Origin of the sequence: Microlunatus phosphovorus NM-1, assembly GCF_000270245.1 — a bacterium.
Taxonomy (GTDB): domain Bacteria; phylum Actinomycetota; class Actinomycetes; order Propionibacteriales; family Propionibacteriaceae; genus Microlunatus; species Microlunatus phosphovorus.
On record NC_015635.1, the window covers coordinates 5004947 to 5028503 of the forward strand.

Genomic DNA, 23557 nt, shown 5'->3' on the forward strand with positions numbered 1-23557 from the left:
CACCAAATCTCCCCCAGAATCTGCGGGACCGCCTGACCCGGCGGTCAGCGGTCGATCGTGAGGTCGATCCCGAGGCGCTTGGCGGACCGGTTGCGCTGCCGGGTGGCACGCAGGCGGCGCAGACGCTTGACCAGCAGCGGGTCATGGGCAAGAGCCGCGGGCTGGTCGATGAGGTTGTTCAGCAGCTGGTAGTAGCGAGTGGCCGACATCTGGAACTGGTCGCGGATGGCCTGCTCCTTGGCGCCGGCAAACTTCCACCACTGGCGCTCGAAGGCCAAGATGTCGGCATCGCGGGCACTCAACTCGCCCATGCCTGGCGAAACGACATGCTCAGGGTTGGAGGCTGCGACCATGGCGCCATGCTACGCGGGAATGACATAAGTGTCATTCGCACGGGTGGCGTGCCGTGAGGTTGACTGTGTGAGTGAGCAGACATGACGCCCGTATCCGCTGGGGCATCCTCAGCACTGGCCATATCGCCTCGGTCCTCACCCGAGATCTCGCGCTCCTCCCCGATGAGGCCGAGGTCGTCGCAGTAGGCAGCCGCAGCCTCGACAAGGCGCAGCGGTTCGCAGCCGAACATCAGATCCCTCGCGCCTACGGTTCGTACGCCGAGTTGGCTGCCGACCCCGAGGTCGATGTGATCTATGTGGCCTCGACCCACAACGACCATCTCGGGTCTGCCCGGCTGTGTCTGGAGGCCGGCAAGGCCGTGCTGGTCGAGAAGCCTCTCACCGTGAGCGCAACTGAGACCGAGGAACTCATCGAGTTGGCTGGCGAGCAGGGTCTCTTCTTGATGGAAGCCCTCTGGAGTCGGACCAATCCCCTGCTCCGGCAAGCAGCCCAGATCGTCCAGTCCGGTGAACTCGGCGCGATCCGGCATGTGAACGCGTCCTTCGGCTTCGCCTTCCGCGGTGACGAATCCCACCGACTACTCGACCCCGATCAAGCCGGCGGCGCCATTTTCGATCTGGGCGTCTACCCGGTGCATGGCGTCAATCTGTTCCTGGGCGAGCCAAGTGAGCTGTACGGCTTCGGCACCCTTGCCCCGACCGGTGTCGAAGCACATGCGGCGGCGCTGCTGACCTTCGCGGCCACCGAGTCGCGTCCGCCCGCAACCGCCAGCATCGCGTGCAGTCTGGAAGCCGACCTCCCCTTCCGGCTCGAGGTCCTCTGCACAGACGGCTCGCTCCGGTTCGACAACTTCCTGCTGCCCTCGGAGCTGACTTTGACCCGAGGCATCGGGCCTGACGCGAACAAGGAGACCTTGGTCACCCAGTGGCCGGGTGGCGGCTACACCTTCGAGATCGGGGAGGTGAACCGCTGCCTGCGCGCCGGCGAGTTGGAATCACCGCTGGTGCCGTGGCGTGACACCCTTGCCGTCGCCCGGACACTCGACCGCTGGCTGCTGTCGATCTTCCCGCCACTCGACCCGGAGTTGGTCGACTGATCGCTGAAGTGCGCCCTTGTGGCCCCCGCCGGTCCTCGCGCCAGGTGCCGGGAAAGCTCCGCGAGCACCGACCCTGGTCAGGTAGCGTTGTCGGGCATCCTGCTGGCGTGGCGCAATCGGTAGCGCACCTGTCTTGTAAACAGGTGGTTAGGGGTTCGAGTCCCCTCGCCAGCTCTCATACCTATGAATCGCACCCCACACCGTCGCCGTCATAGTCAAGGTCGTAGGGGTCAGTGCCGGTGACCTGGACCGGGCCTTGGACGTACATCGGCCCGTTGCCTGATCCGCCAGCGCAGTCGTAGTCGGACGCCGGCGGGAGGCATGGTGAGTAGCCGGGCGTGCAGTTCTTCGACGAGCGCTGGCGCTTCTCCCGCGCAGCCTTCTCGCGCGCCAGCCGTGCAGCCCGGGCCTTGGCCGCAGCCTTCGCTTTGGCGGCCCGTTGCGCTGCAGCCTTCTTCTGCGCGGCGGCCTTCCGCTTCTCCGCCTTGACCTTGGCAGCCTTCCGCGCGGCCTTCTCGGCTCTCGCGCGGGCCTTCTCGGCCTGCTGTTGCGCGGCCAGTGCCGCGGCTTGGCGGGCCTCAGCTTCCGCGCGGGCGGACGCGCTCGCGACGGCAGCATCGGGCGAAGCAGTGGGTGAGGTCGACGGCGGAGCGCTGGCTGGATTGGAGGTCACCGGTGTCGGCCCACCGGACGCCGGATCCGCGAATGCCGTCGAAGTGGAACCAGCACCCGAGCCCAAACCAGCCGCTCCGACCATGAGGACCATCAGCGCGACCGGTGTCGCCAACACCGCAGTGGCGACCTTGTGTCTGGCGAACCAGCTCCGTCTGCGCCGGTCCTCCTGCCAGAACTGCCAATCAGGCGGAGCAGGACCCCAACGCGGATCGGGTCGCCAACCGAGCGGTGGCTGCCAGCCTTGTGGTGGCGGCGGCCAGTTCGGCGGCACGACGAAGCGCATGGTCACAGTTCTCCTTCGATTGACGTACGTCTCCTCCGACGGACGCATCGACCTCAGAGAGCCCTGATCCTCAAAAAATACATACTCCGAACTGATGATTTGTCGAAACGCGTAACAAACTCGGCGACCGTCGGGCACACCACCCGCAGGCGCTGAGCGCGTAGCGTCATCCCATGAGCGACGATGCCTCTGACGCGACCGTCTGTGAAGTGATCATCACCGCCAATGACGAGGGCTGGTTGGTCGATTTCACCCGCTCCTTGGTGACCGACCGACTGGCCGCGTGCGGACATCATCAGCCGATCCGCGCGGTGTATCGGTGGCAGGGCGCGATCCAGGAGGAGCGCGAGACCCGCGTCGCGTTGCACACCAGGAGGTCGTTGGTCGACCAGATCATCGATCGGGCTCGCGAGGCACATCCGTACGACGTGCCATGCGTGCTGACACTGCCGGTCCTCGATGGCAACCCGGCCTATCTGGAATGGGTGCTCGCCGAGACCGACGGCTGACCTCAGCCTGGCCCGATCCGGCCCGATCCGAGCGCCTGAGATCAGCCCTCGAAAGCACCGCGAAGATGATCATGGTGCGGGCACCACTGGGCTGCCGATATGGTGTGCCGATGGCCAACCGGTTGCTCCCTCCAGGTGCCACCGAAACCTGGCTGGAACACGGCGGCGGACGCATCCGGATCCTGCGTGGCGGACCGCTCGACCCGGACCCTCGTACCGACAAGCACCCCATCCTGCTGATCCACGGCGGCGGCTACGACAACGCCGCCATCTCCTGGTTCAAGATCTTCGAGCCGTTGTCCCAGGACCGCCTGGTGCTGGCTCCCGATCTGCCCGGATTCGGCTATACCGAAGGGATCCCGGTCACCGGCGATGTCGACCAGCTGGCCGACCTGATCCTCGCTGTCGCGCGCTCGTACGGACTCACCCGGTTCGCCGTCGCCGGCATCTCGATGGGTGGCGACATCGCGATGCACGTCGCGCTGCGTCATGCCGTGGCCGTGGCCGGCCTCATCCTCATCGCCCCCGGAGGTCTGGCCGAGCGCCTCAAGAGCCGGACGGCGCAGTTCGGGGCTTGGCTGGCAGCCCAACTGCCCGACCCGATCCTGTACGGACTCAGCCGGCGTACGGCCAGGTTCGTCGACTCTTACCTCGACCGGATGGTGTACGACCCGAGCACCATCGACGACTCCGTGCGGGCGGAGTTCGCCCGCGAGGCGGAGCGCAAGGACGCCGGGGTCGGCTACGGCCGTTACAACCAGGCGAGTCTCGGGCCGTTCAAGATGCGCAACAACCTGTTGCCGAACGCCTACCGGATCACCACGCCGACGTTGTTCCTGCACGGTGCCGACGATCGGCTGGTCGACCCTGCCAACTCCATCGCCGCGGTCGAGGTGATGCCGCGCGCCGAGCTCGTGCTGGTCAGTCAATGTGGTCACTGGCTGCCGATCGAGGCGCCGGACATCTTCTTGAGCGAAGTCCTCGATTTCGTGGTGGCGCTCCCGTAGTTCGCTCACTGGGATCCAGGTTTGAAAGGTGCGTAGATGCACTTTCAGCTCGCTGAAGCTACATCTGCGCACCTTTCGCACTCACAGCGCCCGCAAGCCCTCCCCCATCAAGATCGCGCCGATCACCAGCAGCACGCCGGCGATGATGATCTTGTTGTTGGCGACCAACCAGTCCCGGACCCGCTCCAGCGCCGGGCCGACGCGATCGGCCGCGACCAGGTAGCAGACAGCGACGGCGATCACCCCGACGCAGGCGAGCACCGCATAGCACAGTGCCACGACGACCGCGGCACCCGGGCCGGGACGACCAGCCGCAATGGTGAGCCCGGCACCGACCCCGAAGGCGACCTCCTTCACATTCACAGCTGAGAGGATGATCGCGAGCCGGGCGGCGCCCGGTGGGGTCGTCCCCTGGATCGATGCCATCCACCCGGGCAACTCAGGTTCCCGGTCCCGACCGCCGGCCCAGTGCACGGTCTTGTGCACGGCCCAGCCGATCAGCACCGCACCGAGCACGATCCGCAGCACCGCCCCGACGAACGGCGTATCGCCCTGCTCCGGCAGCAACTCAGCGGCGAACGCCGCGAGCAGCGCCACCGCAGCGACAGTGACGTATCGACCCACCATGAAGAACGCCGACGCCGCCCGCGGCGACGATGAGCCCAGCACCAACAGCACGGCGATCAACGGCAACGGGCTCAGCGCGACTCCCACTGCGAACGGAATCAGGTCACCCACCACGTCGAGCACGGAGCAGATGATCCTCGCCCACGCCCTGCTCCGACAAGCCACCCAGTTGGCTCGTCATACGCCCGACCAGATACCGCGCGAGGTCAGGGCTCCTCCGGCGCCGGCCAGGGGAATCACCGGGTTGTCCAGCACCCTCACGCCACGACAATTGAACTCATGCGGACCCTGCTCAACATCATCTGGTTCATCTTCTCCGGCCTGTGGCTCTGGCTCGCGTACGCGCTCGCCGGCCTGATCTGCTGCCTGCTGATCGTGACCATCCCATGGGGCATCGCATCCTTCCGGCTGGCCAACTACGCCGCCTGGCCGTTCGGTCGCGAGGTCGTCGACAAGCCGACCTCCGGCGTGTTCTCCCTGCTCGGCAACATCATCTGGGTCCTCGTCGCCGGCTGGTGGATCGCCCTCACTCACATCGCCACCGGCATCGCACTGTGCGTCACGATCATCGGCATCCCGATGGCGGTCGCCAACTTCAAGCTGATCCCGGTCGCTCTGCTGCCGCTGGGCAAGCAGATCGTCACCACGCGCTACTGAAACTCGGCGCTACTGAGACTCGCGACCGAGCTGGTCGGCTCTGGGACGCGCCGAGGGCTGGAAAGCTCCCGCGAGGGTGTGATCATCGATGTCATGCAGCGCACCGCCTCGACCTCGATCGACCTCGACCTGTCCGGACCCACCCAGCTGATCTTCGCCGTCGCCGCGGCGCAAGGGCTTCCGATCGGCTCCGAGTCATTGGTGATCACCGTCGACGACAACGAGGTGCAGCCGACCGAGATCATCGATGCCCACGGCACTCGGCTCCACTCCGTACACACCCAAGGCTCGAACGCGACCCTGCGCTACACGGTGGTTGTCGACGGGATCGCCGCCGAACCGCCGGTCGCCGACATCGACGAGATCGTCTATCTGCGCCCGAGCCGATACTGCGAGTCCGACACCCTCGGCCCGACCGCCGCCAGCGAGTTCTTGGGCCTGGAGGGGATCCCCCTGCTGCAGGCGGTCACCTCCTGGGTGCACGAGAAGCTCACCTATGTCGCCGGTTCCAGCCGACCGACCGACGGAGCGGTACGCACGCTTCTTGCCCGCCAGGGCGTCTGCCGCGACTTCGCCCATCTCTCCGTCGCCTTGCTGCGCTCCCTGAACGTCCCGGCGCGCGTGGCGGCGGTGTACGCGCCAGGGCTGAGCCCGATGGAGTTCCATGCTGTTGCCGAGGCTCTCGTCGACGACCGCTGGTGGGTGGTCGATGCCACCGAGCTGGCACCTCGGCAGAGTCTGCTGCGGGTGGCCACCGGCCGGGACGCCGCCGACACCGCATTCCTGACCTGCTTTGGCGCCGGCGCGACCATGACACGGCTCGAGGTCAGCGCCGTCGTCGACGTTTTCCACACCGACGACACCGATGCCCTGACCCAGCTCCGCTGAGCGCTCAACAGCCCGGTTCGGGCGACGCCATAGCAAATCCGGGTCTATTCAACAATCCTGACACGTGTTAGATTCAACAGGATCACAGAATCTCTCGTGGACGGGCCCTTGTGGCCGCAACAAGACCCATGGGATCCTCGGTGACGTTGTTTCCACTACGGATCGTCGGGCACGTACCTGCCCGTGGAAAGGAAGTGTGGCGTGGCCACAGTTAGTTTCAAGGATGCGACCCGCATCTACCCGGGTGCAGATCACCCCTCCGTCGACAGGTTCAACCTGGAGATCGGCGACGGCGAGTTCATGGTCCTGGTCGGACCGTCCGGTTGCGGCAAGTCCACCTCGCTCCGCATGCTCGCGGGCCTGGAGGAGGTCAACGCCGGCAGCATCTACATCGGTGACCGCGACGTGACCGATCTGCCGCCGAAGGACCGGGACATCGCGATGGTGTTCCAGAACTACGCGCTCTACCCGCACATGACCGTCGGCGACAACATGGGCTTCGCCCTGAAGATGGCCGGCGTACCCAAGACCGAGCGTCAGCAGCGTGTTCAGGAAGCCGCCCACCTGCTGGGCCTGGAGGACTTCCTCAACCGCAAGCCGAAGGCCCTCTCCGGTGGTCAGCGTCAGCGCGTCGCCATGGGTCGCGCGATCGTCCGCTCGCCGCAGGTCTTCTTGATGGACGAGCCGCTGTCCAACCTGGATGCCAAGCTCCGGGTGTCGACCCGTACCCAGATCGCCGCCCTGCAGACCCGACTCGGCGTCACCACGGTCTATGTCACCCACGACCAGGTCGAGGCCATGACGATGGGCGACCGCGTTGCGGTGATGAAGGCCGGCATTCTGCAGCAGGTCGACAGCCCGCTCAACCTGTACGACAAGCCGGTCAACCTCTTCGTCGCCGGCTTCATCGGCTCTCCTGCGATGAACCTGATGGAGGGCAAGGTCACCGAGGGCGGCGTCGCCATCGGCGACTATGTCGTGCCGGTGCCCCGCGAGACCCTGGCCAAGGCGCCTGGGGAGCAGTCTCTCACCCTCGGCATCCGACCGGAGGCCTTCGAGCTGTCCGACACCAAGGACGGCATCGCCATCGATGTCGCCGTGGTCGAGGAGCTCGGCGCCGACGCCTATGTCTACGGCACCCTGTCGGGTCTCTCCACCGAGGCGCAGCTGACCGCCCAGCAGATCGTCGGCCGCATCTCGTCGCGGACACCTCCGCAGCGTGGCTCCTCGATCCGTCTGGCCGCCGACGCGCGCAGCGTGCACGTCTTCTCCCAGAAGTCGGGCGAGCGCCTCTCCTGAGCGCCCCGCCCAGCTGATCGACCTGCACAACTGATCGATCTGACGAGCCCTCCGCTTACAGCGGGGGGCTCGTTGGCGTCACGGGATTGTCACGTTCTGATGGGAGGATGGGTCGGTGCCGAGGTTCTTGTCAGCGCAGCCGGACTCCCGCCTGATCACCCTGCCGTGGGACACCCCGCTGGCCGAGTGGCCGGCCGACCGACTGGTGGCACTCCCCCGCGGCATCTCCCGCCATGTCGTGCGGTTCGTCCGGGTCGGCAAGGAGGTGTATGCGCTGAAGGAGGTGTTGGAGCACCTCGCCCTGCATGAATACCGACTGCTCCGTGATCTGGTCCGGATCGACATCCCCTCCGTGCACGCCGACGGCGTGGTGCTCAACCGATTCGATCCCGACGGCGAGCCGCTGGACCCGGTGTTGATCACCAAGCATCTGCAGTTCTCGCTGCCGTACCGGTCGTTGTTCTCCCGTGGAGTCCGCCAGGACACCGTCAACCGACTGCTCGACGCCATGGTGGTGCTGCTCGCGCGGCTGCACCTGTCCGGTTTCTTGTGGGGCGACGTGTCGCTGTCCAATACCTTGTTCCGGCGCGACGCGGGCGCCTTCGCGGCGTACCTGGTCGACGCCGAGACCGGCGAGCTGCACGACGAGCTCAGCGACGGCCAGCGCGAGCACGACCTGTCCATCGCCCGCACCAATCTGTACGGGGAGTTCTGCGACCTGGAGGCCGGCGGGATGCTGGACTCCTCGCTGGATCCGCTCCAGCTGGTCGAGGCGATCGAGAACCGCTACCGCGAGCTGTGGAGCGAACTGACCGGTGTGGAGGAGTTCGACGGCAGCGAGATGCATCGGATCGAGTCCCGGGTACGCCGGCTCAACGCACTCGGCTTCGACGTCGCCGAGCTCGACATCACCACCGATTTCGCCGGCTCCACCATCCGGATCCAGCCGAAGGTCGTCGACGCCGGGCACCACTCCCGGCGACTGCTGCGGCTCACCGGGCTCGACACCGAGGAGAACCAGGCTCGCCGGCTGCTGAACGACCTCGACTACTACCGGGCCCGGACCGATCAGCAGAACGCCGACGAGGCCATCGTGGCCCATGAGTGGCTATCGGAGCAGTTCGAGCCCGTGGTCAGCCTGGTCCCGCCGGGGATGCGCGACAAGCTCGAGCCCGCCGAGTTCTACCACGAAGTGCTCGAGCATCGGTGGTATCTGAGCGAACAGGCCGGCTACGAGGTCGACATCGCCACCGCCGCCGAGGCCTATATCCAGACCGTCCTGCACAGCCTCCCGGACGAGGCGCTCTCGGTCAGCTCCGAGGAGACCCTTTCGGGGCTGGCGAATCCGTTCGACCCGTCGATGGGCTTCGCCGACGACAATGACGAGAAGCCGTACGACCCGTGGGAGGACGGTGACGAGGCGCTCGCGGACGACGAGCCCGCGGTCGAATACCTCGATATCAATGCGCTACGGGCGCGGCAGGGCAAACCCACACTGCGCGCCTAAGCGTCCACCGGCCAGAGCCGCGGATCCAGGATCGCCGCGCACAGTTGGTCGCCGATCCACTGCGCGTACGCCGCGCCGCTCCATTCCCGCGAGCGGGTGAGCAAGGCCCAAACCTGGATGCTGTTCAGCGTCCACACCCGGTCGCGGGCGACGTCGGGGTCCAGTCCCGGCGCCAGCGCACCCAGCTCCGCGACCCGCTGCACCACCATCCCGGTGCCGGCCAGCCGTTCGGCGTCGGTGACCCGCTCGTGGGCTACCAGGTCCTCCTCGCCGGCGGCGGCTCCGGCAGCGATCTGCAGAGCAAGACCACCCATCCGCTCGAGCAGCTCTCGGCCCAGCTCGGCGTAGGCGTGCAGGAAGGCCACCGGGTCTTCCAACGCGCGCATGGCCTTCACCTGCGGTCGCTCCGCCAGTGACAACGGCTCGTCGTCGCCGGCCAGCGCTTGGTCGTAGGCGGCCTTGAGCAGCGCCGGCTTCGACCCGACCGCGTTGTAGATGGTCTGCGCGGTGACACCCGCCCGCTCGGCCACCGCCGCGACACTGGTCCGCGCGTACCCCTGTTCGGTGAACAGGTCCGCCGCGGCACGCAGGATCGCCGCTCGGGTCTCCCGTGCTTGACGGGCCCGGGCCGGGCTCTCGTATGACCTCTTCCCAGAATTCACTTGACTCTCTCTAAATTAGATTGAGAATAGTTCTAGTCAACTCTCCCACGAAAGGTCTCCAGATGACTGCCTCCACCCTCACCACCGCGAAGACGAGCGCCACCCGCACCCTGAGCACCTGGCGACTCGCCGCCCTCGCCGGACTCACCGTGCTGACCGCGTACGGCACCGGCATCGCCTGGCAGGCACAGTTCGTCTCCTACCCGCTGTTCAAGGCGATCAGCGCGGCAGAGTTCCCCGCCTATCATCTGGCCTACAACGCCGCCATCCCCGGTGTGGTCATCGTGCCCGGCTTCTTGTCCTTCCTGGCCTGCGCGGCATTCCCGCTCCTCAAACCAGCCGGGGTGCCCAAGCTGGCGACGGCGATCGTGGCCCTGACCGGACTCGGGTCGCTGCTGGCCACCGTGCTGTGGGCGATCCCGATGCACGATCGACTGGACCGGATCGGGCAGGACGCCGCCACCGTGGACAGCCTGCTGCAGGCCAATGCCGTACGCACCGCCTTCATGACCGCCAGCACCGCGGCGCTGACCTGGATCACCGTCCGGCTGCTGCGCCGCTGACCGGGATGGCCAGAATGTCCCGGGCGGAGAGACCCTGACGAGGCTCAGCGAGGCGGCATCCGCAGCGCCCCGTCCAGCCGGATCACCTCACCGTTGAGCAGCGGGTTGGCGATCAGCTGTCCGACCAGCAGCGCATACTCACTCGGGCGGCCGAGACGGGCCGGATGAGGCACCAGCGTTTCAAGGGTCGTCCGCGCCTTCTCCGGCAATCCGGCCATCATCGGGGTCTCCATCACACCGGGCGCGATGGTCATCACCCGGATCTGCTTGTCGGCGAGATCTCGCGCGGCGGAGATGGTCAGCGCAGCGATGCCGCCCTTGCTGGCCGCGTACGCCGCCTGACCGATCTGTCCGTCGTACGCTGCCACGCTGGCCGTCATCACGATCAGGCCCCGGTCGCCGTCCACCGGCTCGTTGTCGAGCATCGCGGCCGCGGCCAGCCGAAGCACATTGAAGGTGCCGACCAGGTTGATGTCGATCACCCGCTGGAAGTCCGCGAGCCCGAGCAACCCGTGTTTGCCGATGATCCGGCCCGGTGTGGCCACGCCGGCGCAGTTGACCACCACCCGGAGCGTGCCGGCCTCACAAGCTCGGTCGACAGCGGCCTGCACCTGGTCCTCGTCGCGTACGTCGGCGGCGACCCCGATGATCCGCTCGTCCGCGGGCGTTGCGGCGACCGCGTCGGGCAGGTCGATGACCACCGCCTTGGCTCCGGTAGCCAAGACCAACTGCACCGTGGCAGCGCCCAAACCCGAGGCACCGCCGGTGACCAGAACAACGTCGTTCTCACTCAGCTGCATGGACCCCAGTCTCCCGCACGGGCATTCCCGTCGTGAACAGCGAGTGACGACCAACCCCACATCAGCAGATCGGCCCGGTGGCGACCGGCAGGCTCGACTTGGGGCCCTCGATCGCCGGCTGGAGACGGGTGATCCGCGAGGCGCAGTTCGCAGCTCCTCCGCTGCTCAGCTGGCTGCCGTCGACCCAGATGTCGAGGGTGTACGCGCCACCGTTCCGGCCGTCACTGCAGGCGCCACACAGGTCCTCGACGATGAAGTACTTCTTGAGCTCCGGCAGATAGAACCGGGTGCCGAAGTCGAATCGGCCGGCACGGACGGCGACAGTGATCGGGTCCTTCCAGGTCCCGGTTCCGCCGGCGCGGTCATGGAGCACCGGCCGGGCGATCTGGGCTGATCCGGGCGGATCGTTGTCCCAGTAGGTGTAGCCGGTCACGAAGATGCGCGACCGCTTGCCGCCGCCATTGCCGACCTTCGCCGGCTTGCCGCCATCGAGCACCGATCTGACCGGCTTGGTCCCGCGCACCACGATCTGGTCCCGCGGCTTGGTGGTCAGCTTGGAGAGGAACTTCTCTCGGCTGTCGAGTTCGCCGTTGCGCCGATCCTCCAAGAACACCGCGGTCCGCACACCGGGCACCCCCTTGCGAATGACCTTGGTCTGGCCCTGGTCGAGCTTCTTGGAGTTCTGGTACGTGCTCTCGAAGCCGACCTTCGACCGTTCCGTCACGACCTTCGTGTCGACTCGGGTGTAGCGGATGGTGGCCCCGTCGGTCAGCGGGGTGGCCAGGTCCGGGCTGACCTCATCGTCGGCGTCGACCACGACCTTCGCCGCCAGGAGTGCGGCGCCGACGGTCGGCGCGGTGGTGGTCAGCTTCCGCTTCTTGCCGGCGTCGTTGAGCGTCACCGTCTTCGGCGTCGACACGGTGATCGAGAGCCCGTCGCGCCCGATGGCGGAGCTCCGGCTGGTGGAGAGATAGTCGGCACCGTCGATCTCGATCCGGTGTGCTTCAAGTGCTTGGTCCACCGTGGTGGCGGTCGTCCAGAAGGTCCGAGGAGTGCCATCGACAGTGACGGTGACCTGCCGACCGTGCTGGACGGCGATCGAGGTCCCTGCGTCCACCTCGGCATCCGGACTCGGCACGACCACGTCGTGCTGGCCGATCTCGATGTCCTCGGCCGCCAACACCTGGCCGACCGTGCCGGCCACGGTGCTGACGTCCCGGCTGGCGCCGTCCACGGTGAGCTGGATGTCCTTGCGCACGACGGCATACCCGAAGGTCGCCCCCGCGAACGTCAGCACGGCTGCGCCCGCCGCAATGGCAGGAAAGATCTTGCGCACGATGAGTCTGGGCTCCTGGATCCGCCCCACTCGGCAGACCTGCTGTGACAAATTGGCGATGAACGATCACCATTGATCACGAAAGGATAACGAACCTCGCCCACCTCGCCAAAACGAGCAGGCACCGACCCCCGAATGCGCTCGTCAGAGCCCTCAACCCTCCGAGCCAGATCCCCGCGGGCACCAACCAGATCCAACAGCACAGAGACGTGGGTCAGCTGCTGCGGTGAGCGGGCTCCCCCTGACGCCCAAGCAGTGTGTCCGGCGGCCAACCGAGCGGTGGGATCCGACAGCCAACCGCGGAGCGGCAGGTCCGGCGCCCAACCGACGAGCTGTGGGCCCTCAGGGGGCGATCGAAGGACGTGGATGGGTCTGGCGGGAGCGCCGGAGCCTGCGAAGGCGCGGATGGCTGTCCGAGACGCCCCCTGAGGACCCTCCGCGGACCGAACCACGGGACCAGCGCGGACAGATTCTCTACGGCCGCCGCGTACGTGGGCGGTCAAGAAGCCCGCTCACCGCAGCAGCTGACGCGCAATCACCAGCTTCTGGATCTGATTGGTGCCCTCGAAGATCTGGGTCACCTTTGCTTCGCGGAAGTAGCGCTCCACCGGATAGTCCTTGGTGTACCCATAACCGCCCAGCACCTGCACTGCATCGGTGGTCACCCGCATCGCGACGTCACTGGCGAGCATCTTCGCCGCCGCGGCCTCACGGGTGAACGATCGGCCGGCATCCTTCCGCCGGGCCGCGAGCAGATACATGGCCCGGGCACTGTCGACCGCCGCGGCCATGTCCGCCAACAAGAACTGCATCCCCTGGAACTCGGCTATCGCCGTGCCGAATTGCTCCCGTTCCTTGGCGTACTCGATCGCGGCATTGAGCGCGGCCTGCGCCAGTCCGGTGGCGCACGCCGCGATCCCGAGCCGGCCCGAGTCCAAGGCGTCGAGGGCGATGGCCATCCCCTGACCTTCCGCACCGATGCGACGAGCCTCGTCGACCTGCACCGCGTCGAAGTAGACGGCGGCGGTCGTGGAACCGGTCAACCCCATCTTCTTCTCGGGCGGCCCGAAGCTCAGCCCGGCAGCGGTCGCCGGGATCACGAAGCAGCTGATGCCCTTGGTCCGGTCGTCACTGGTCCGCGCGAAGGTGGTGTAGGAGTCGGCCTGCGCACCGTGGGTGATCCACGCCTTGGCCCCTCCCAAGGCATAGCCGTCGTCGGCCGGTTTCGCCCGCGTCGTGATCCCGGTGATGTCGGAGCCGGCCTGCGCCTCCGACAACGCGTATGCACCCAGCAGATCACCGGCCAGCAACGGCGCCAGCAGCTCTCGCTGTTGTTCCGGGGTGCCGAACCGCGCCAGCGCGTGGCAGCTCAAGACGTGCACCGAGACGCCGACGCCGACACTCATCCAGGCGGCCGCGATCTCCTCCAGTGCCTGCAGATAGACCTCGTACGGCTGCCCGAACCCACCCAGCTCCTCCGGGTAGGGCATGCCGAGCATGCCGATCTCGCCGAGCAGCGCGAACACCTCACGGGGGAAGCGACTGGCCGCTTCCGCTTCCGCTGCGTGCGGCGCCAGCTCGGTGGCGGCGATCTCGCGCACCAACTCCACCAGTTCCGCAGCCTCCGCCGTCGGCAGCACGCGGTCCACCTTCATGCGGTCCATCTTCACGAGACAACGACTCCCTTCTGAGCTGAGCGGTACTGAACAGGGTACGTTGGTACCGTTCTTGTATCTACCCACCGACCCACCCCGCCTTCTTGTATCTACCCACCGACCCACCCCCGATATGGAATCCACTTTCGTCACCACCGGCCGACTCACGACTCGCCAGCGGCAGCTGGTTGGCGAGCTGCTGGAACTCTTCTTGGCCGAGGGATTCGCCGACCTGACCCTCGATGACATCGCCGCCCGGCTCGGTTGCTCCAAGCGCACGCTGTATGCCCTCGCGGACAGCAAGGAACAGCTCGCCGTCCGGACGGTGCGGTATTTCTTCAAACAGGCCACCGAGCAGGTCGAGACCGCGATCGCCCGGACCCGCTCGCCGGCCGCCCGGGTCACCCGCTATCTGGAAGCGGTGGCAGCGGCTCTCCGACCGGCCGGCACCCAGTTCCTGCGCGACGTGGATCGGCAGGCGGCCACTCGCGAGGTCTACGAACAGAACACGGCAGCGGCCGCCGTACGGGTTCGTGAGTTGATCGACGAGGGGATCAGGACGGGCGCGTTCCGCCAGGTGTCGGCCGTGTTCGTCGGTGAGGTGGTGACCGCGACCATGCGGCGGATCACCTCCGGGGAACTCGGTCAGGCGACCGAGCTCGACGATGCGCAGGCGTACGCGGAGCTGGCCAAGCTCGTGGTCGCCGCGATCAGTCGCTGAACCCGCGCGACAACCAAGGCCGAGCCGATACGCTGCCCTCGTGAACGTGTTGCATCTCCGCGCTCCGCGCTCCGCGGTCCTGAGCTCCGCGAGATCTCGCTCGTTCGTCATGATTCCGTGCGGCGCTCTGCCGCATCTGCTCCCTTCGCTCGCGGGACGTGCCGCACAGAATCGCTCCTGCACTCGCGAGAGGCTCCGCCCATGACCGGTGATCTCCACGAGCTGGGCGAGCTGCTGGTCAGCGTCTCGACCGGCCTGGTACGCCGACTGCCCAGCGACGGCATGGAGCTCAGCCTCGCTGCGGCCCGCGTCCTCGCACGGATCAAGGACAATGGACCATGCCGGATCAGTGATCTCGCCATCCAGGAGCGGTCCTCACAGCCGACCATCACCAACCACGTCAAACGCCTGGAAGCCGCCGGGCTCGTCGAGCGGGCGATGGATCCCAGCGACGCCCGCGCCTGGCTGATCGAGCTCAGCCCGCTCGGCCAGCAGCGGCTCACTGAGCTTCGCCGGCAGATGGGCACCAATGTCGAGCCCATGCTGGCCAAGCTGAATGCCCGGGAACGACGGGCCTTGCGGAACGGGCTGGAGGTCATGCAGCGCCTGATCGCCCTGCGATAAGGCCGATCGCCGAGCGGATCGGCTCGTTCCTTCCGCGAGGGCACCGTGCCTTTTCGGTGGGAATGTGCCGTCTCAACTCGGTAGGCTGCCCCGGTGAGCCTGCGCCTGTACGACACCGCGACCCGCGAGGTCCGCGACTTCGAGCCATTGGTCCCAGGCGAAGTCTCCATCTACCACTGCGGTCTGACGGTCCAGTCCGCGCCACATGTCGGCCACATCCGCGCCGAGGTCGTCTACGACGTGCTGCGTCGCTGGCTGACCTGGCAGGGTCTGAAAGTCACCTCGATCGTCAATGTGACCGACATCGACGACAAGATCTTGCTCAAGTCGGCCCAGCTCGGGGTGCCGTGGTGGGCGCACGCGTACCACTTCGAGCGGGAGCTGCACCGCGCGTACGCGGCCGTCGGCTGCCTGCCGCCTACCTACGAGCCGCGGGCCACCGGGCACATCCCGGAGATGCTCGAGCTGATCGAGGTCCTGCTGGAGCGCGGTCACGCCTACGTCGCCGAGGACGGTTCGGGGGACATCTACTTCGATGTGCGCTCCTGGCCGGCATACGGATCCCTGTCCCGCCAGAAGGTCGAGGACATGGAGCCGGCCGCCGACGCCGACCCGCGCGGCAAGCGCGACCCGCGTGACTTCGCCCTGTGGAAGGGGCACAAGGAGGGCGAGCCGCGAACGGCCTCCTGGCCGACACCGTGGGGACGGGGCCGGCCCGGCTGGCATCTGGAGTGCTCCGCGATGGCCTGGAAGTACCTCGGCGACGAGTTCGACATCCACGGCGGCGGGCTGGATCTGCGCTTCCCGCACCACGAGAACGAGCTGGCCCAATCGACCGCGGCCGGGCAGCGGTTCGCGCGCTACTGGATGCACAACGCCTGGGTCACCGCGGCCGGCGAGAAGATGAGCAAGTCGCTGGGCAACGGCGCGCTGGTCAGCGAGGTCGTGCAGCGGTATCCGGCGCGCGCGGTCCGCTTCTACCTGGCGCAGCCGCACTATCGCTCAGCGGTCGAGTTCTCCGATACCTCGCTGGACGAGGCAACTGCAGCCCTGGCCCGGATCGACAGCTTCGTCGACCGCGCGGTCGAGCTGGTGGGACGTCCGGACGGGGTGATCCCGGAGGCATTCGCCGCGGCGATGGACGACGACCTGGGGACACCGGGTGCCGTCGCCGTGCTCTATCAGGCGGTGCGCGAGGGCAATACCGCGCTCGCCGCCGAGGATTCCGGGGTTGTCGAGGCGCGGCTGGCCGAGGTGCTGGGGATGCTCGGCGTGCTCGGGCTGGACGCCGCCGACCCGATCTGGCTGTCCGCCGATGCCGCCGACGAGAAGCAGCTGACTGCAGTGGTCGACGGCCTGGTCGGAGCCCTGCTCGAGCAGCGGGCTGCCGCCCGAGCACGTAAGGATTTCGCAGCCGCCGACGCATTGCGGGATTCGCTGACCTCCCTCGGCATCACCGTCACCGACACCCCGGCCGGACCGCGCTGGTCGCTGGGCTGAGTCCCAGGAACCAAGGTCGCGGGAACCAGGTCGCAGGAACCAGAGGAAACGACAAATATGGCAGGCAACAGCCAGCGCAAGGGCGCGGTACGCAAGCGCGGCAAGGGAAACACTGCCGGCTCCGGCGGCCGGGTCCGCCGCGGCTTGGAGGGCAAGGGGCCGACCCCGAAGGCCGAGGACCGGCCGTATCACGCTGCACACAAGGCGAAGCAGGCTGCGGCCCGGAAACCGGCCGGCGGCCCGGGCAATCGATCCGGGTCGGGCAGCCGGTCGAGCAGCGACCGGTCACGGACCGGTCGTCCGGGCAGCGGACCCGAGTGGGTGATCGGTCGCAATGCCGTGCTGGAGGCGCTCGAAGCCGAGATCCCGACCAAGAGCGCGTACGTCGCCGAGGGGGCCGAGCGGGACGACCGGCTGCGCGACATCCTCAAGCTGGCCGCCGAGCGCAGCCTGCCGCTGCTGCAGGTGACCAGGAACGAGCTGGACAAGATGACCGGCGGGGCGGTGCATCAGGGCGTGGCGCTGCAGCTGCCGGCGTTCGAGTACGCCCATCCGGACGATCTGCTGGCCGCGGCGATCGAGGCCGACACGGACCCGCTGATCGTGGCCCTGGACTCGGTGACCGACCCACGCAACCTGGGTGCGATCATCCGCTCGGCAGCAGCGTTCGGAGCGCACGGCGTACTGATCCCGGAGCGACGCTCCGCCGGGATGACCGCAGCGGCCTGGAAGACCTCTGCCGGCGCGGCGGCCCGGATCCCGGTGGCGCGCGCGACCAATCTGACCCGGACTCTGAAGGCGTACGCCAGCGCGGGGCTGTTCCTGGTCGGACTGGACGGCGAGAGCGATACCGACATCGCCGAGATCGGGGAGGCATCCGGGCCGCTGGTGCTGGTGGTCGGCAGCGAGGGCGCCGGGCTGTCCCGGCTGGTCCGTGAGACCTGCGACACCGTCGCCGCCATCCCGATGAGCGGTGCGGTGGAGTCCCTCAATGCCGGGGTCGCCGCCGGCATCGCCCTGTACGAGATCTCCCGCCGCCGCTGAGCCGGCCGTGCTGCCCACCCCCCATCCCGAAATTCTGGCGATCTGTCCACGCTTCACGGTGACCAGTAACCAGAAATTCGCCAGCCGGGGGCCGAGGGTAAAGTTCACCCGGTGACCGACACGATCGCCAGTGACCTCCCCACCTCCGTGGATTCTGCGGCCTACGCCGCCCAGGCATCGCAGGCCTATCAGGCCGCGTTGTCCGTGATCGAGACCATCGAGCCGCGGATCGCCGTCGCGACCCGGGCCGAGCTGGCCGACCAGCGGGCATCCCTCAAGCTGATCGCCTCGGAGAACTACGCCTCCCCCGCCGTGCTGCTCACCATGGGCACTTGGTTCTCCGACAAGTACGCCGAGGGCACCGTCGGTCATCGCTTCTACGCCGGCTGCCAGAACGTCGACACCGTCGAGGCGCTCGCGGCCGAGCACGCCCGCGAGCTGTTCGGCGCCGAGTATGCGTACGCGCAGCCGCACTCCGGCATCGACGCCAACCTGGTCGCCTTCTGGTCGATTCTGGCTCACCGCGTTGAGCAGCCCGAACTGGCAGAGCTGGGCAAGAAGAACGTCAACGAGCTGACCGAGGAGCAGTGGGAGACGCTGCGACACAAGTTCGGCAATCAGCGGGCGCTGGGTATGTCGCTGGACGCCGGCGGCCACCTCACCCACGGGTTCCGGCCGAACATCTCCGGCAAGATGTTCCACCAGCGCTCGTACGGGACGGATCCGACCAGCCAACTGCTCGACTACGACCAGGTCGCGGCCGCGGCGCGGGAGTTCAAGCCACTGATCCTGATCGCCGGCTATTCCGCCTACCCGCGACGGATCGACTTCGCCAGGATGCGCGAGATCGCCGACGAGGTGGGTGCCACGCTGATGGTCGATATGGCGCACTTCGCCGGGCTGGTCGCCGGCAAGGTGTTCACCGGCAACGAGGATCCGGTGCCGCACGCCCACATCGTCACCACCACCACGCACAAGTCGTTGCGCGGCCCACGTGGTGGCCTGGTGCTGGCCACCGAGGAGTACGCGCCGAGCGTCGACCGTGGCTGCCCGCTCGTGCTCGGCGGCCCGCTCAGTCACGTGATGGCGGCCAAGGCGGTTGCCCTGGCCGAGGCCCGTACGCCGTCGTTCCAGACCTACGCGCAGGCGGTGGCCGAAAACGCCCAGACGTTGGCCGAGGGTCTGAAGAAGCGCGGCGCCAAGCTGGTCACCGACGGCACCGACAACCACCTGGTGCTGATCGACGTGTCCAACTTCGGGCTGACCGGCCGTCAGGCCGAGTCCGCATTGCTGGACTCGGGCATCGTCACCAACCGCAACGCGGTCCCGAACGACCCGAACGGCGCCTGGTACACCTCCGGTGTCCGGATCGGCACTCCCGCCCTGACCTCCCGCGGCTTCGGCGCCGCCGAGTTCGACACGGTCGCCGACCTGATCGTCAATGTGCTCAAGGGCACCAGCCCGGTCACCGCCTCCACCGGCAAGCCGGGCAAGGCGAAGTACATGATCGCCGACGGTCTGCCAGAGGCCACCAAGGCCGCCTCGGCCGAACTGCTGGACGCCAACCCCCTCTACCCGGGCCTGGAGCTCTAGGCCGCCGCTCCTCAGGTGGGGCGGCGGGTCAGTACGGGATTGGGCCGCACCATGGCCGTCGCGAGCGCGGCGGCCAGCAGCGGAACGCCGATGATCACCAGGGACAGTTCGGCGTACGGGATCACGAAGACCGGCGCGAGCACGCCCGGGTCGGCATCGGTGGTCAGGCCGGCCGCGAGCCCCAGTCCCGGTGCAATGCCCAACGCGACCCCGAGCACGGCGCCGAGCAGAGCGATCATGATCGCCTGGGCGGCCGCGGCTCGCCGCCGCAGTCCTCGGGTGGCGCCCAGCGCGGCCAGCGTGGTCGACGCGCCGCGGGCCTCCACCTGGGTCAGCGCGGTCGAGATCAGCGAGCCCACCAGCACCAGCGCGACGGCGATGCTGAACAGGATGACTGTGATCCACGAGCTGGCCGACTGATAGCCACGCTCCACGGTCAACGGCACCGCCACTCGGTCGTTGATCGCGCGCTCAGCGGCTGGACTGATCGGTCCGGCGGGGTCGACGACCTCGAACCGGTACGTGGTCCAGGGCATCGCGAGCTTGTCAGCGCCAGCCGCGCTGATGACTGCCGCGCTCGGGCCAAAACTCCCATTCCTGAAGCTGAGAGCCCGGTATTGCTCAGTGGTGATCAACATCGCGGGCGCCTTGACGGTCCGCAGCAGCATCCCCGACTCCGTCGAGCCTGCCTTGTGGGAGACGTACGCCAGCAGCACGTGACCGTCGCTGATCAGCTCCGGGTCGCTCACCAGCAGGCTCCCCTGGTCGAGTGCAGCGCGCTGCTCGGAGCTCAGCGCGGCAGCGGGATTGATGGTGTTCGCAGCCACGATGCTGACCTGCCAGCCGACCTCGCTGCTGGTGATCTGGCAGTGGTTCGGTTCCTGGCTGTCGTCCAACGGCGCTGCCGCCTGCGCAGGGGTGCAGCCCGCCGGCACCGCACTGACGGCACGCGTAGTTCCGTCTGCCTCGTCGATCCAGCTCCAGCCGGCCGGCTCCGTGATCCAGGTCGGATGTTGAGCCCGGATCTCGCCCAGGGTCGCCTGCACCGCCCCGTCCGAATCCACGATTGCCGCACCCGGCAGCGTGGACGGCAGATAGTCGCGACGCGACTGCTCGTCGTCGCTGAGCGAGCTGATCGAGATCATCGTCAACACGGCCACCACGACGGTGATCGCGGCGACGGCAGGGGTGGTCCGGGATCGGGACCGGCTGGCGTCGCGTACGCCCATCCGGATGGCCACCGGGGTGGCCGAGGACAAGCCACCAAGCCGCTCGATGATCATCGGGATGATGAACAACGCACCGATGATCAGCAGACCGCCACCGGAGCCGATGCCGACCAGGCTGCTGAACGATCCTCCGTAGGCCATCGACAGCACCATCAGCAGCGCGCCCGTGCCCATGATCACGGCTCCGGCGATCGGGAAGCCGCGGCTGGGTCGACCCCGCTCGACCCGACCGGCGAGCGCACCGGCGACATCCAGCCCTGCGATCTTCAGACCGGGGACGAGGGCAGACACCGCGGCCGCGATGAAGGCCACGATCATGATCATCGCGACCGCCCAGCCGTACGTGTCCAGCGGCGGCGTACCGATCGTCGTAGTCCGCGACGGGTCGAAGACAGATCCGATGCCACGCGCGCTTGCCCACCCCGCGATCGTGCCCAGGCCTGCGCCCAGCACCGTCGCGACCGCGCCGAGGAAGACGCCCTGCGCCATCACATAGCGGGCGATCTGATCGTGGTCCGCGCCGTTGCTGGCGACCAGCGCCAACGTACGCCGCCGTCGGGCAGCGCTGACCGCGAAGGCGGGACCAGCGAGCAGCGCGGTCTCCAGCACCAGACCGAACATGAGCACCACGACCAGAGCGATATTGGCGCCCGACCTGGGCACCCCCGTGACGGATGCACCCGCGGGAGGCTTCTCGATCACGGTGGGACTGACCACCGACAGACCGAGCTTGTTCCAGGCGACCACATCGGACCAGGTGACCGGCCGATCGCGGACCAGCAGATAGGAGGCGTCCTTCGCGGGGTCCCGCCACTCCTCGCCCACTACCAGGGCAATCGACTCGAAGGCCGGCCCGGTGGCCTGGACGACCCCCACGATCTCCGCGGCGGTGTCGCGCTGTCCGGTGTTGATCTCGATGCGACCCGATCTCGGCATCCCGGCCGCGACGCCGTCCTCGGTGACCAGCACTTGTCCGGGCTGATCGGGCAGCCGACCCTCGACCAGCCTCACCAGACCCGACCCGGACAGCACCTCACGACCGATGATCCGCACCGCTGCGCGTTCCGAGCCGGTCGACCAGCGAGCGAGCGCCTCCGCACTCGCCGAGACACCGACCTGGCCCCCGGTCACCTGTGCAAGCTGATCGGCGGTCCATGGCTCTCCCGGCGGCCGGCCGGCCACCAGCGGCGCGGGTTCCTCGGACTCGGTGATCGGATAGCCGTCAACACCTTGTTCGATCACCCCGTACCCCGTCTTGATCAGGGCCTGAGCGTTGCCCACCGTGGCAGGCAGGGCCTCACGAACAGTCACATCCACGGTGGCCAGCACGGCGGCACCCGCACAGATGATCATCACCGGCAGCCCGATCATGGCCATGATCAGCAGACTGCCGGCCTTGTGCTTGCGGGCATCTTGCCAGGCCAACCGGATCGCCGAGCGCCAGGAGGTGAACCACGGCCGACGCCCTGGGGACCTCTGCTCGGCTTCCACGGCGTTCATGGGGTCACCTGGAACAGCGGCAGGTCGCTGTCGCTGGCGACCGCGGTGTCGACCACCCGACCGTCGCGCAGGAACACCACCCGGTCGGCCCATGCGGCCAGCCGCGCATCATGAGTGACCAGCAGTCCCGCCGCACCTGTGTCGCAGCGATCGCGCAACAGCCGCAGCACCAAGTCGCCGGTATGCGTGTCGAGCGCTCCGGTCGGCTCGTCGGCCAGCACCAGCGATCTCTCTCCGATCAGCGCCCGGGCGATCGCGACCCGCTGCCGCTCACCGCCGGACAGCTCATCGGGGAAGCGATCCCCCACGCCGTCGAGATCCACCTCGGCCAGCGCCTGGTCCGCCTGCAGCCGGCAGTCGCTGAGCGGGAGCCCGTCCAGTTCCAGCGGCAGGAACACGTTCTCTGCCGCGGTCAGCGACGGGACGAGGTTGAAGTCCTGGAAGACGAAGCCGACCTTCCTCCGCCGGATGCCCGCCAGCTGTCTGGCCGACAGCGCGCTCAGGTCGACGGCATCGATCAGCACCCGACCGCTGCTGGGTCGATCGAGGGCACCAGCCAGGTTGAGCAGCGTGGACTTGCCGGACCCGGAGGGACCCATCACCGCGACCAGCTCACCACGCTGCACGGTCAGGTTCGCGCCGATCAGTGCGGGTACGGCCAGGTCGCCCGATCCGTGGATCCGGCTGACATCGTCGAGGACGAGATAGGGCTGGCTCATCGCTGCTCCTGCAAGGACTGGTCGCTGTGCTTCACGGTGGGTTGGTCGGCCGATTCGCGGATGCTGGCCCTCGTCCGAGCCAAGGTCGACTCGACGTGATCGAGCCAGCGCACCTCGCTCTCGGTGGCGAAGATCAGGTGCTCCAGGACGAGATACCAGGCGAGGTCGTTGTCGTCGCGGGCCGGTGCCCGTTTCAGGCGGGTCAGATCCTGCAGGTGGGTCAGCGCCGAGCGGCGCTGCACCTGGACGACCGAGGTCACATCCACACCGGGGCTGGTGACCGCGAGGGCGAGTTTGATCGCCAGCTCCGAGCGGGGGGCGGGCTCGCGCATCACGGGGGTCGCCCACCAAGCCGTGGCCGCCTCGACACCACGGTCGGTCAGCCGATAGCGGATCTTCCCCTCGTCATCGGGCGGACCGTCGGCCGTGACCAGACCGTCCCGCTCCAACCGACTGAGAGTGGTGTAGACCTGACCGACATTCAGCGGCCAGGTCCCGCCGGTACGCGTCTCGAAGTCGCTCTTGAGCTGCGCGCCGTACCGCGGACCCTCGGCCAGCAACGCCAGCAAACTGTTCGGAATGGACACGACACCTCCTTACATACTGAGTATGCAGGAGACTATATACTGAGTATCAACATCGATCAACAAGACGGAGGACCTCCCTGGTCGACTTCGAGTGCGCTCGAAGGATGACACTGGTGGGGTGA

Annotated in this window: 23 protein-coding genes and 1 tRNA gene; 14 read left to right on the plus strand and 10 right to left on the minus strand. The window is 67.7% G+C overall.

Annotated features, from left to right (window positions below; all coding sequences use genetic code 11):
- Positions 1–44: 44 nt before the first annotated feature.
- Positions 45–353, minus strand: coding sequence for a DUF3263 domain-containing protein (locus MLP_RS22705; protein WP_013865541.1), 309 nt, complete (start codon positions 351–353; stop codon positions 45–47).
- A gap of 71 nt (positions 354–424) precedes the next feature.
- On the opposite strand from MLP_RS22705, the gene MLP_RS22710 reads away from it, so the two are divergent.
- Together MLP_RS22710 and MLP_RS22715 are read left to right on the plus strand one after the other, a co-directional pair.
- Entirely contained in the window at positions 425–1450 is a 1026-nt protein-coding gene (locus tag MLP_RS22710) for a Gfo/Idh/MocA family protein (RefSeq protein ID WP_013865542.1), read from the plus strand.
- Between the two features lie 101 nt (positions 1451–1551).
- Positions 1552–1624, plus strand: a tRNA-Thr gene (locus tag MLP_RS22715).
- Between the two features lie 7 nt (positions 1625–1631).
- Here the strand turns inward: MLP_RS22715 and MLP_RS22720 are convergent.
- Positions 1632–2414: a hypothetical protein gene (locus MLP_RS22720; protein WP_013865543.1), complete on the minus strand. Its 783-nt coding sequence runs from the start codon at positions 2412–2414 to the stop codon at positions 1632–1634.
- A 167-nt stretch (positions 2415–2581) separates the two neighbouring features.
- On the opposite strand from MLP_RS22720, the gene cutA reads away from it, so the two are divergent.
- Together cutA and MLP_RS22730 are read left to right on the plus strand one after the other, a co-directional pair.
- A complete protein-coding gene (cutA, locus tag MLP_RS22725) occupies positions 2582–2917 on the plus strand; it encodes a divalent-cation tolerance protein CutA (RefSeq protein ID WP_013865544.1) in 336 nt (111 codons plus the stop codon).
- A gap of 110 nt (positions 2918–3027) precedes the next feature.
- A complete protein-coding gene (locus MLP_RS22730; RefSeq protein WP_041793261.1) occupies positions 3028–3924 on the plus strand; it encodes an alpha/beta fold hydrolase in 897 nt (298 codons plus the stop codon).
- A gap of 81 nt (positions 3925–4005) precedes the next feature.
- Here the strand turns inward: MLP_RS22730 and MLP_RS22735 are convergent, their stop codons facing one another.
- On the minus strand, positions 4006–4674 hold the full coding sequence (locus MLP_RS22735; protein WP_013865546.1) for a GAP family protein: 669 nt from the start codon (positions 4672–4674) through the stop codon (positions 4006–4008).
- Positions 4675–4830: 156 nt separating this feature from the next.
- On the opposite strand from MLP_RS22735, the gene MLP_RS22740 reads away from it, so the two are divergent.
- From MLP_RS22740 to MLP_RS22755, 4 genes are all read left to right on the plus strand, one after another.
- Positions 4831–5208 carry a YccF domain-containing protein gene (locus MLP_RS22740; protein ID WP_013865547.1) on the plus strand — a complete coding sequence of 126 codons (378 nt, stop codon included), beginning with the start codon at positions 4831–4833 and terminating at the stop codon, positions 5206–5208.
- 93 nt (positions 5209–5301) lie between these two features.
- Entirely contained in the window at positions 5302–6096 is a 795-nt protein-coding gene (locus MLP_RS22745; protein WP_041793262.1) for a transglutaminase-like domain-containing protein, read from the plus strand.
- A 201-nt stretch (positions 6097–6297) separates the two neighbouring features.
- Positions 6298–7395 (plus strand): ABC transporter ATP-binding protein, encoded by a 1098-nt coding sequence (locus MLP_RS22750; RefSeq protein ID WP_013865549.1) that lies wholly within the window; start codon positions 6298–6300, stop codon positions 7393–7395.
- Positions 7396–7510: 115 nt separating this feature from the next.
- Positions 7511–8902, plus strand: coding sequence for a DUF4032 domain-containing protein (locus MLP_RS22755; protein WP_013865550.1), 1392 nt, complete (start codon positions 7511–7513; stop codon positions 8900–8902).
- Here the strand turns inward: MLP_RS22755 and MLP_RS22760 are convergent.
- The gene (locus tag MLP_RS22760) at positions 8899–9564 is read right to left on the minus strand and encodes a TetR/AcrR family transcriptional regulator (RefSeq protein WP_013865551.1); all 666 of its coding nucleotides are present in this window, start codon (positions 9562–9564) and stop codon (positions 8899–8901) included. The two genes, MLP_RS22755 and MLP_RS22760, sit on opposite strands and share 4 nt — an antisense overlap.
- A gap of 62 nt (positions 9565–9626) precedes the next feature.
- Here MLP_RS22760 and MLP_RS26800 point away from each other — a divergent pair, with 62 nt between their 5' ends.
- Positions 9627–10127 carry a hypothetical protein gene (locus MLP_RS26800; protein ID WP_013865552.1) on the plus strand — a complete coding sequence of 167 codons (501 nt, stop codon included), beginning with the start codon at positions 9627–9629 and terminating at the stop codon, positions 10125–10127.
- A gap of 44 nt (positions 10128–10171) precedes the next feature.
- Here MLP_RS26800 and MLP_RS22770 read toward each other — a convergent pair whose 3' ends face one another.
- The 3 genes from MLP_RS22770 to MLP_RS22780 all read right to left on the minus strand — a co-directional run bounded on the left by MLP_RS22770 (position 10172) and on the right by MLP_RS22780 (position 13918).
- Positions 10172–10927, minus strand: a complete 756-nt coding sequence (locus MLP_RS22770; protein WP_013865553.1) for an SDR family NAD(P)-dependent oxidoreductase — start codon at positions 10925–10927, stop codon at positions 10172–10174.
- 61 nt (positions 10928–10988) lie between these two features.
- A complete protein-coding gene (locus tag MLP_RS22775) occupies positions 10989–12263 on the minus strand; it encodes a ubiquitin-like domain-containing protein (protein ID WP_049804646.1) in 1275 nt (424 codons plus the stop codon).
- Positions 12264–12775: 512 nt separating this feature from the next.
- On the minus strand, positions 12776–13918 hold the full coding sequence (locus MLP_RS22780) for an acyl-CoA dehydrogenase family protein (protein WP_041790500.1): 1143 nt from the start codon (positions 13916–13918) through the stop codon (positions 12776–12778).
- Positions 13919–14051: 133 nt separating this feature from the next.
- Here MLP_RS22780 and MLP_RS22785 point away from each other — a divergent pair, with 133 nt between their 5' ends.
- From MLP_RS22785 to MLP_RS22805, 5 genes are all read left to right on the plus strand, one after another.
- Positions 14052–14639 carry a TetR/AcrR family transcriptional regulator gene (locus tag MLP_RS22785; RefSeq protein WP_013865556.1) on the plus strand — a complete coding sequence of 196 codons (588 nt, stop codon included), beginning with the start codon at positions 14052–14054 and terminating at the stop codon, positions 14637–14639.
- Positions 14640–14840: 201 nt separating this feature from the next.
- On the plus strand, positions 14841–15263 hold the full coding sequence (locus MLP_RS22790; protein WP_013865557.1) for a MarR family winged helix-turn-helix transcriptional regulator: 423 nt from the start codon (positions 14841–14843) through the stop codon (positions 15261–15263).
- A 93-nt stretch (positions 15264–15356) separates the two neighbouring features.
- Positions 15357–16763: a cysteine--tRNA ligase gene (gene cysS / locus MLP_RS22795; protein ID WP_013865558.1), complete on the plus strand. Its 1407-nt coding sequence runs from the start codon at positions 15357–15359 to the stop codon at positions 16761–16763.
- 57 nt (positions 16764–16820) lie between these two features.
- Positions 16821–17807 carry a 23S rRNA (guanosine(2251)-2'-O)-methyltransferase RlmB gene (rlmB, locus tag MLP_RS22800; RefSeq protein WP_013865559.1) on the plus strand — a complete coding sequence of 329 codons (987 nt, stop codon included), beginning with the start codon at positions 16821–16823 and terminating at the stop codon, positions 17805–17807.
- A 111-nt stretch (positions 17808–17918) separates the two neighbouring features.
- The gene (locus MLP_RS22805) at positions 17919–19400 is read left to right on the plus strand and encodes a glycine hydroxymethyltransferase (protein WP_013865560.1); all 1482 of its coding nucleotides are present in this window, start codon (positions 17919–17921) and stop codon (positions 19398–19400) included.
- Between the two features lie 11 nt (positions 19401–19411).
- Here MLP_RS22805 and MLP_RS22810 read toward each other — a convergent pair whose 3' ends face one another.
- Genes MLP_RS22810 through MLP_RS22820 form a run of 3 tightly spaced genes read right to left on the minus strand, consistent with a single transcriptional unit; the run spans position 19412 to position 23435 of the window.
- Positions 19412–22129 (minus strand): FtsX-like permease family protein, encoded by a 2718-nt coding sequence (locus MLP_RS22810; protein ID WP_013865561.1) that lies wholly within the window; start codon positions 22127–22129, stop codon positions 19412–19414.
- A complete protein-coding gene (locus tag MLP_RS22815; RefSeq protein ID WP_013865562.1) occupies positions 22126–22848 on the minus strand; it encodes an ABC transporter ATP-binding protein in 723 nt (240 codons plus the stop codon). The genes MLP_RS22810 and MLP_RS22815 overlap by 4 nt, the downstream gene beginning before the upstream one ends.
- Positions 22845–23435, minus strand: a complete 591-nt coding sequence (locus MLP_RS22820; RefSeq protein WP_013865563.1) for a PadR family transcriptional regulator — start codon at positions 23433–23435, stop codon at positions 22845–22847. Before MLP_RS22820 ends, MLP_RS22815 begins: the two co-directional genes overlap by 4 nt.
- Positions 23436–23557: the final 122 nt, after the last annotated feature.

What these genes read in the sequence shown, in the direction of transcription:
- MLP_RS22705 (WP_013865541.1), bottom strand. Translation starts at nt 353, where the DNA reads ATGGTCGCAGCCTCCAACCCTGAGCATGTCGTTTCGCCAGGCATGGGC.
- cutA (WP_013865544.1), top strand. Translation starts at nt 2,582, where the DNA reads ATGAGCGACGATGCCTCTGACGCGACCGTCTGTGAAGTGATCATCACC.
- MLP_RS22730 (WP_041793261.1), top strand. Translation starts at nt 3,028, where the DNA reads ATGGCCAACCGGTTGCTCCCTCCAGGTGCCACCGAAACCTGGCTGGAA.
- MLP_RS22740 (WP_013865547.1), top strand. Translation starts at nt 4,831, where the DNA reads ATGCGGACCCTGCTCAACATCATCTGGTTCATCTTCTCCGGCCTGTGG.
- MLP_RS22745 (WP_041793262.1), top strand. Translation starts at nt 5,302, where the DNA reads ATGCAGCGCACCGCCTCGACCTCGATCGACCTCGACCTGTCCGGACCC.
- MLP_RS26800 (WP_013865552.1), top strand. Translation starts at nt 9,627, where the DNA reads ATGACTGCCTCCACCCTCACCACCGCGAAGACGAGCGCCACCCGCACC.
- MLP_RS22770 (WP_013865553.1), bottom strand. Translation starts at nt 10,927, where the DNA reads ATGCAGCTGAGTGAGAACGACGTTGTTCTGGTCACCGGCGGTGCCTCG.
- MLP_RS22780 (WP_041790500.1), bottom strand. Translation starts at nt 13,918, where the DNA reads ATGAAGGTGGACCGCGTGCTGCCGACGGCGGAGGCTGCGGAACTGGTG.
- MLP_RS22785 (WP_013865556.1), top strand. Translation starts at nt 14,052, where the DNA reads ATGGAATCCACTTTCGTCACCACCGGCCGACTCACGACTCGCCAGCGG.
- MLP_RS22790 (WP_013865557.1), top strand. Translation starts at nt 14,841, where the DNA reads ATGACCGGTGATCTCCACGAGCTGGGCGAGCTGCTGGTCAGCGTCTCG.
- rlmB (WP_013865559.1), top strand. Translation starts at nt 16,821, where the DNA reads ATGGCAGGCAACAGCCAGCGCAAGGGCGCGGTACGCAAGCGCGGCAAG.
- MLP_RS22810 (WP_013865561.1), bottom strand. Translation starts at nt 22,129, where the DNA reads ATGAACGCCGTGGAAGCCGAGCAGAGGTCCCCAGGGCGTCGGCCGTGG.
- MLP_RS22815 (WP_013865562.1), bottom strand. Translation starts at nt 22,848, where the DNA reads ATGAGCCAGCCCTATCTCGTCCTCGACGATGTCAGCCGGATCCACGGA.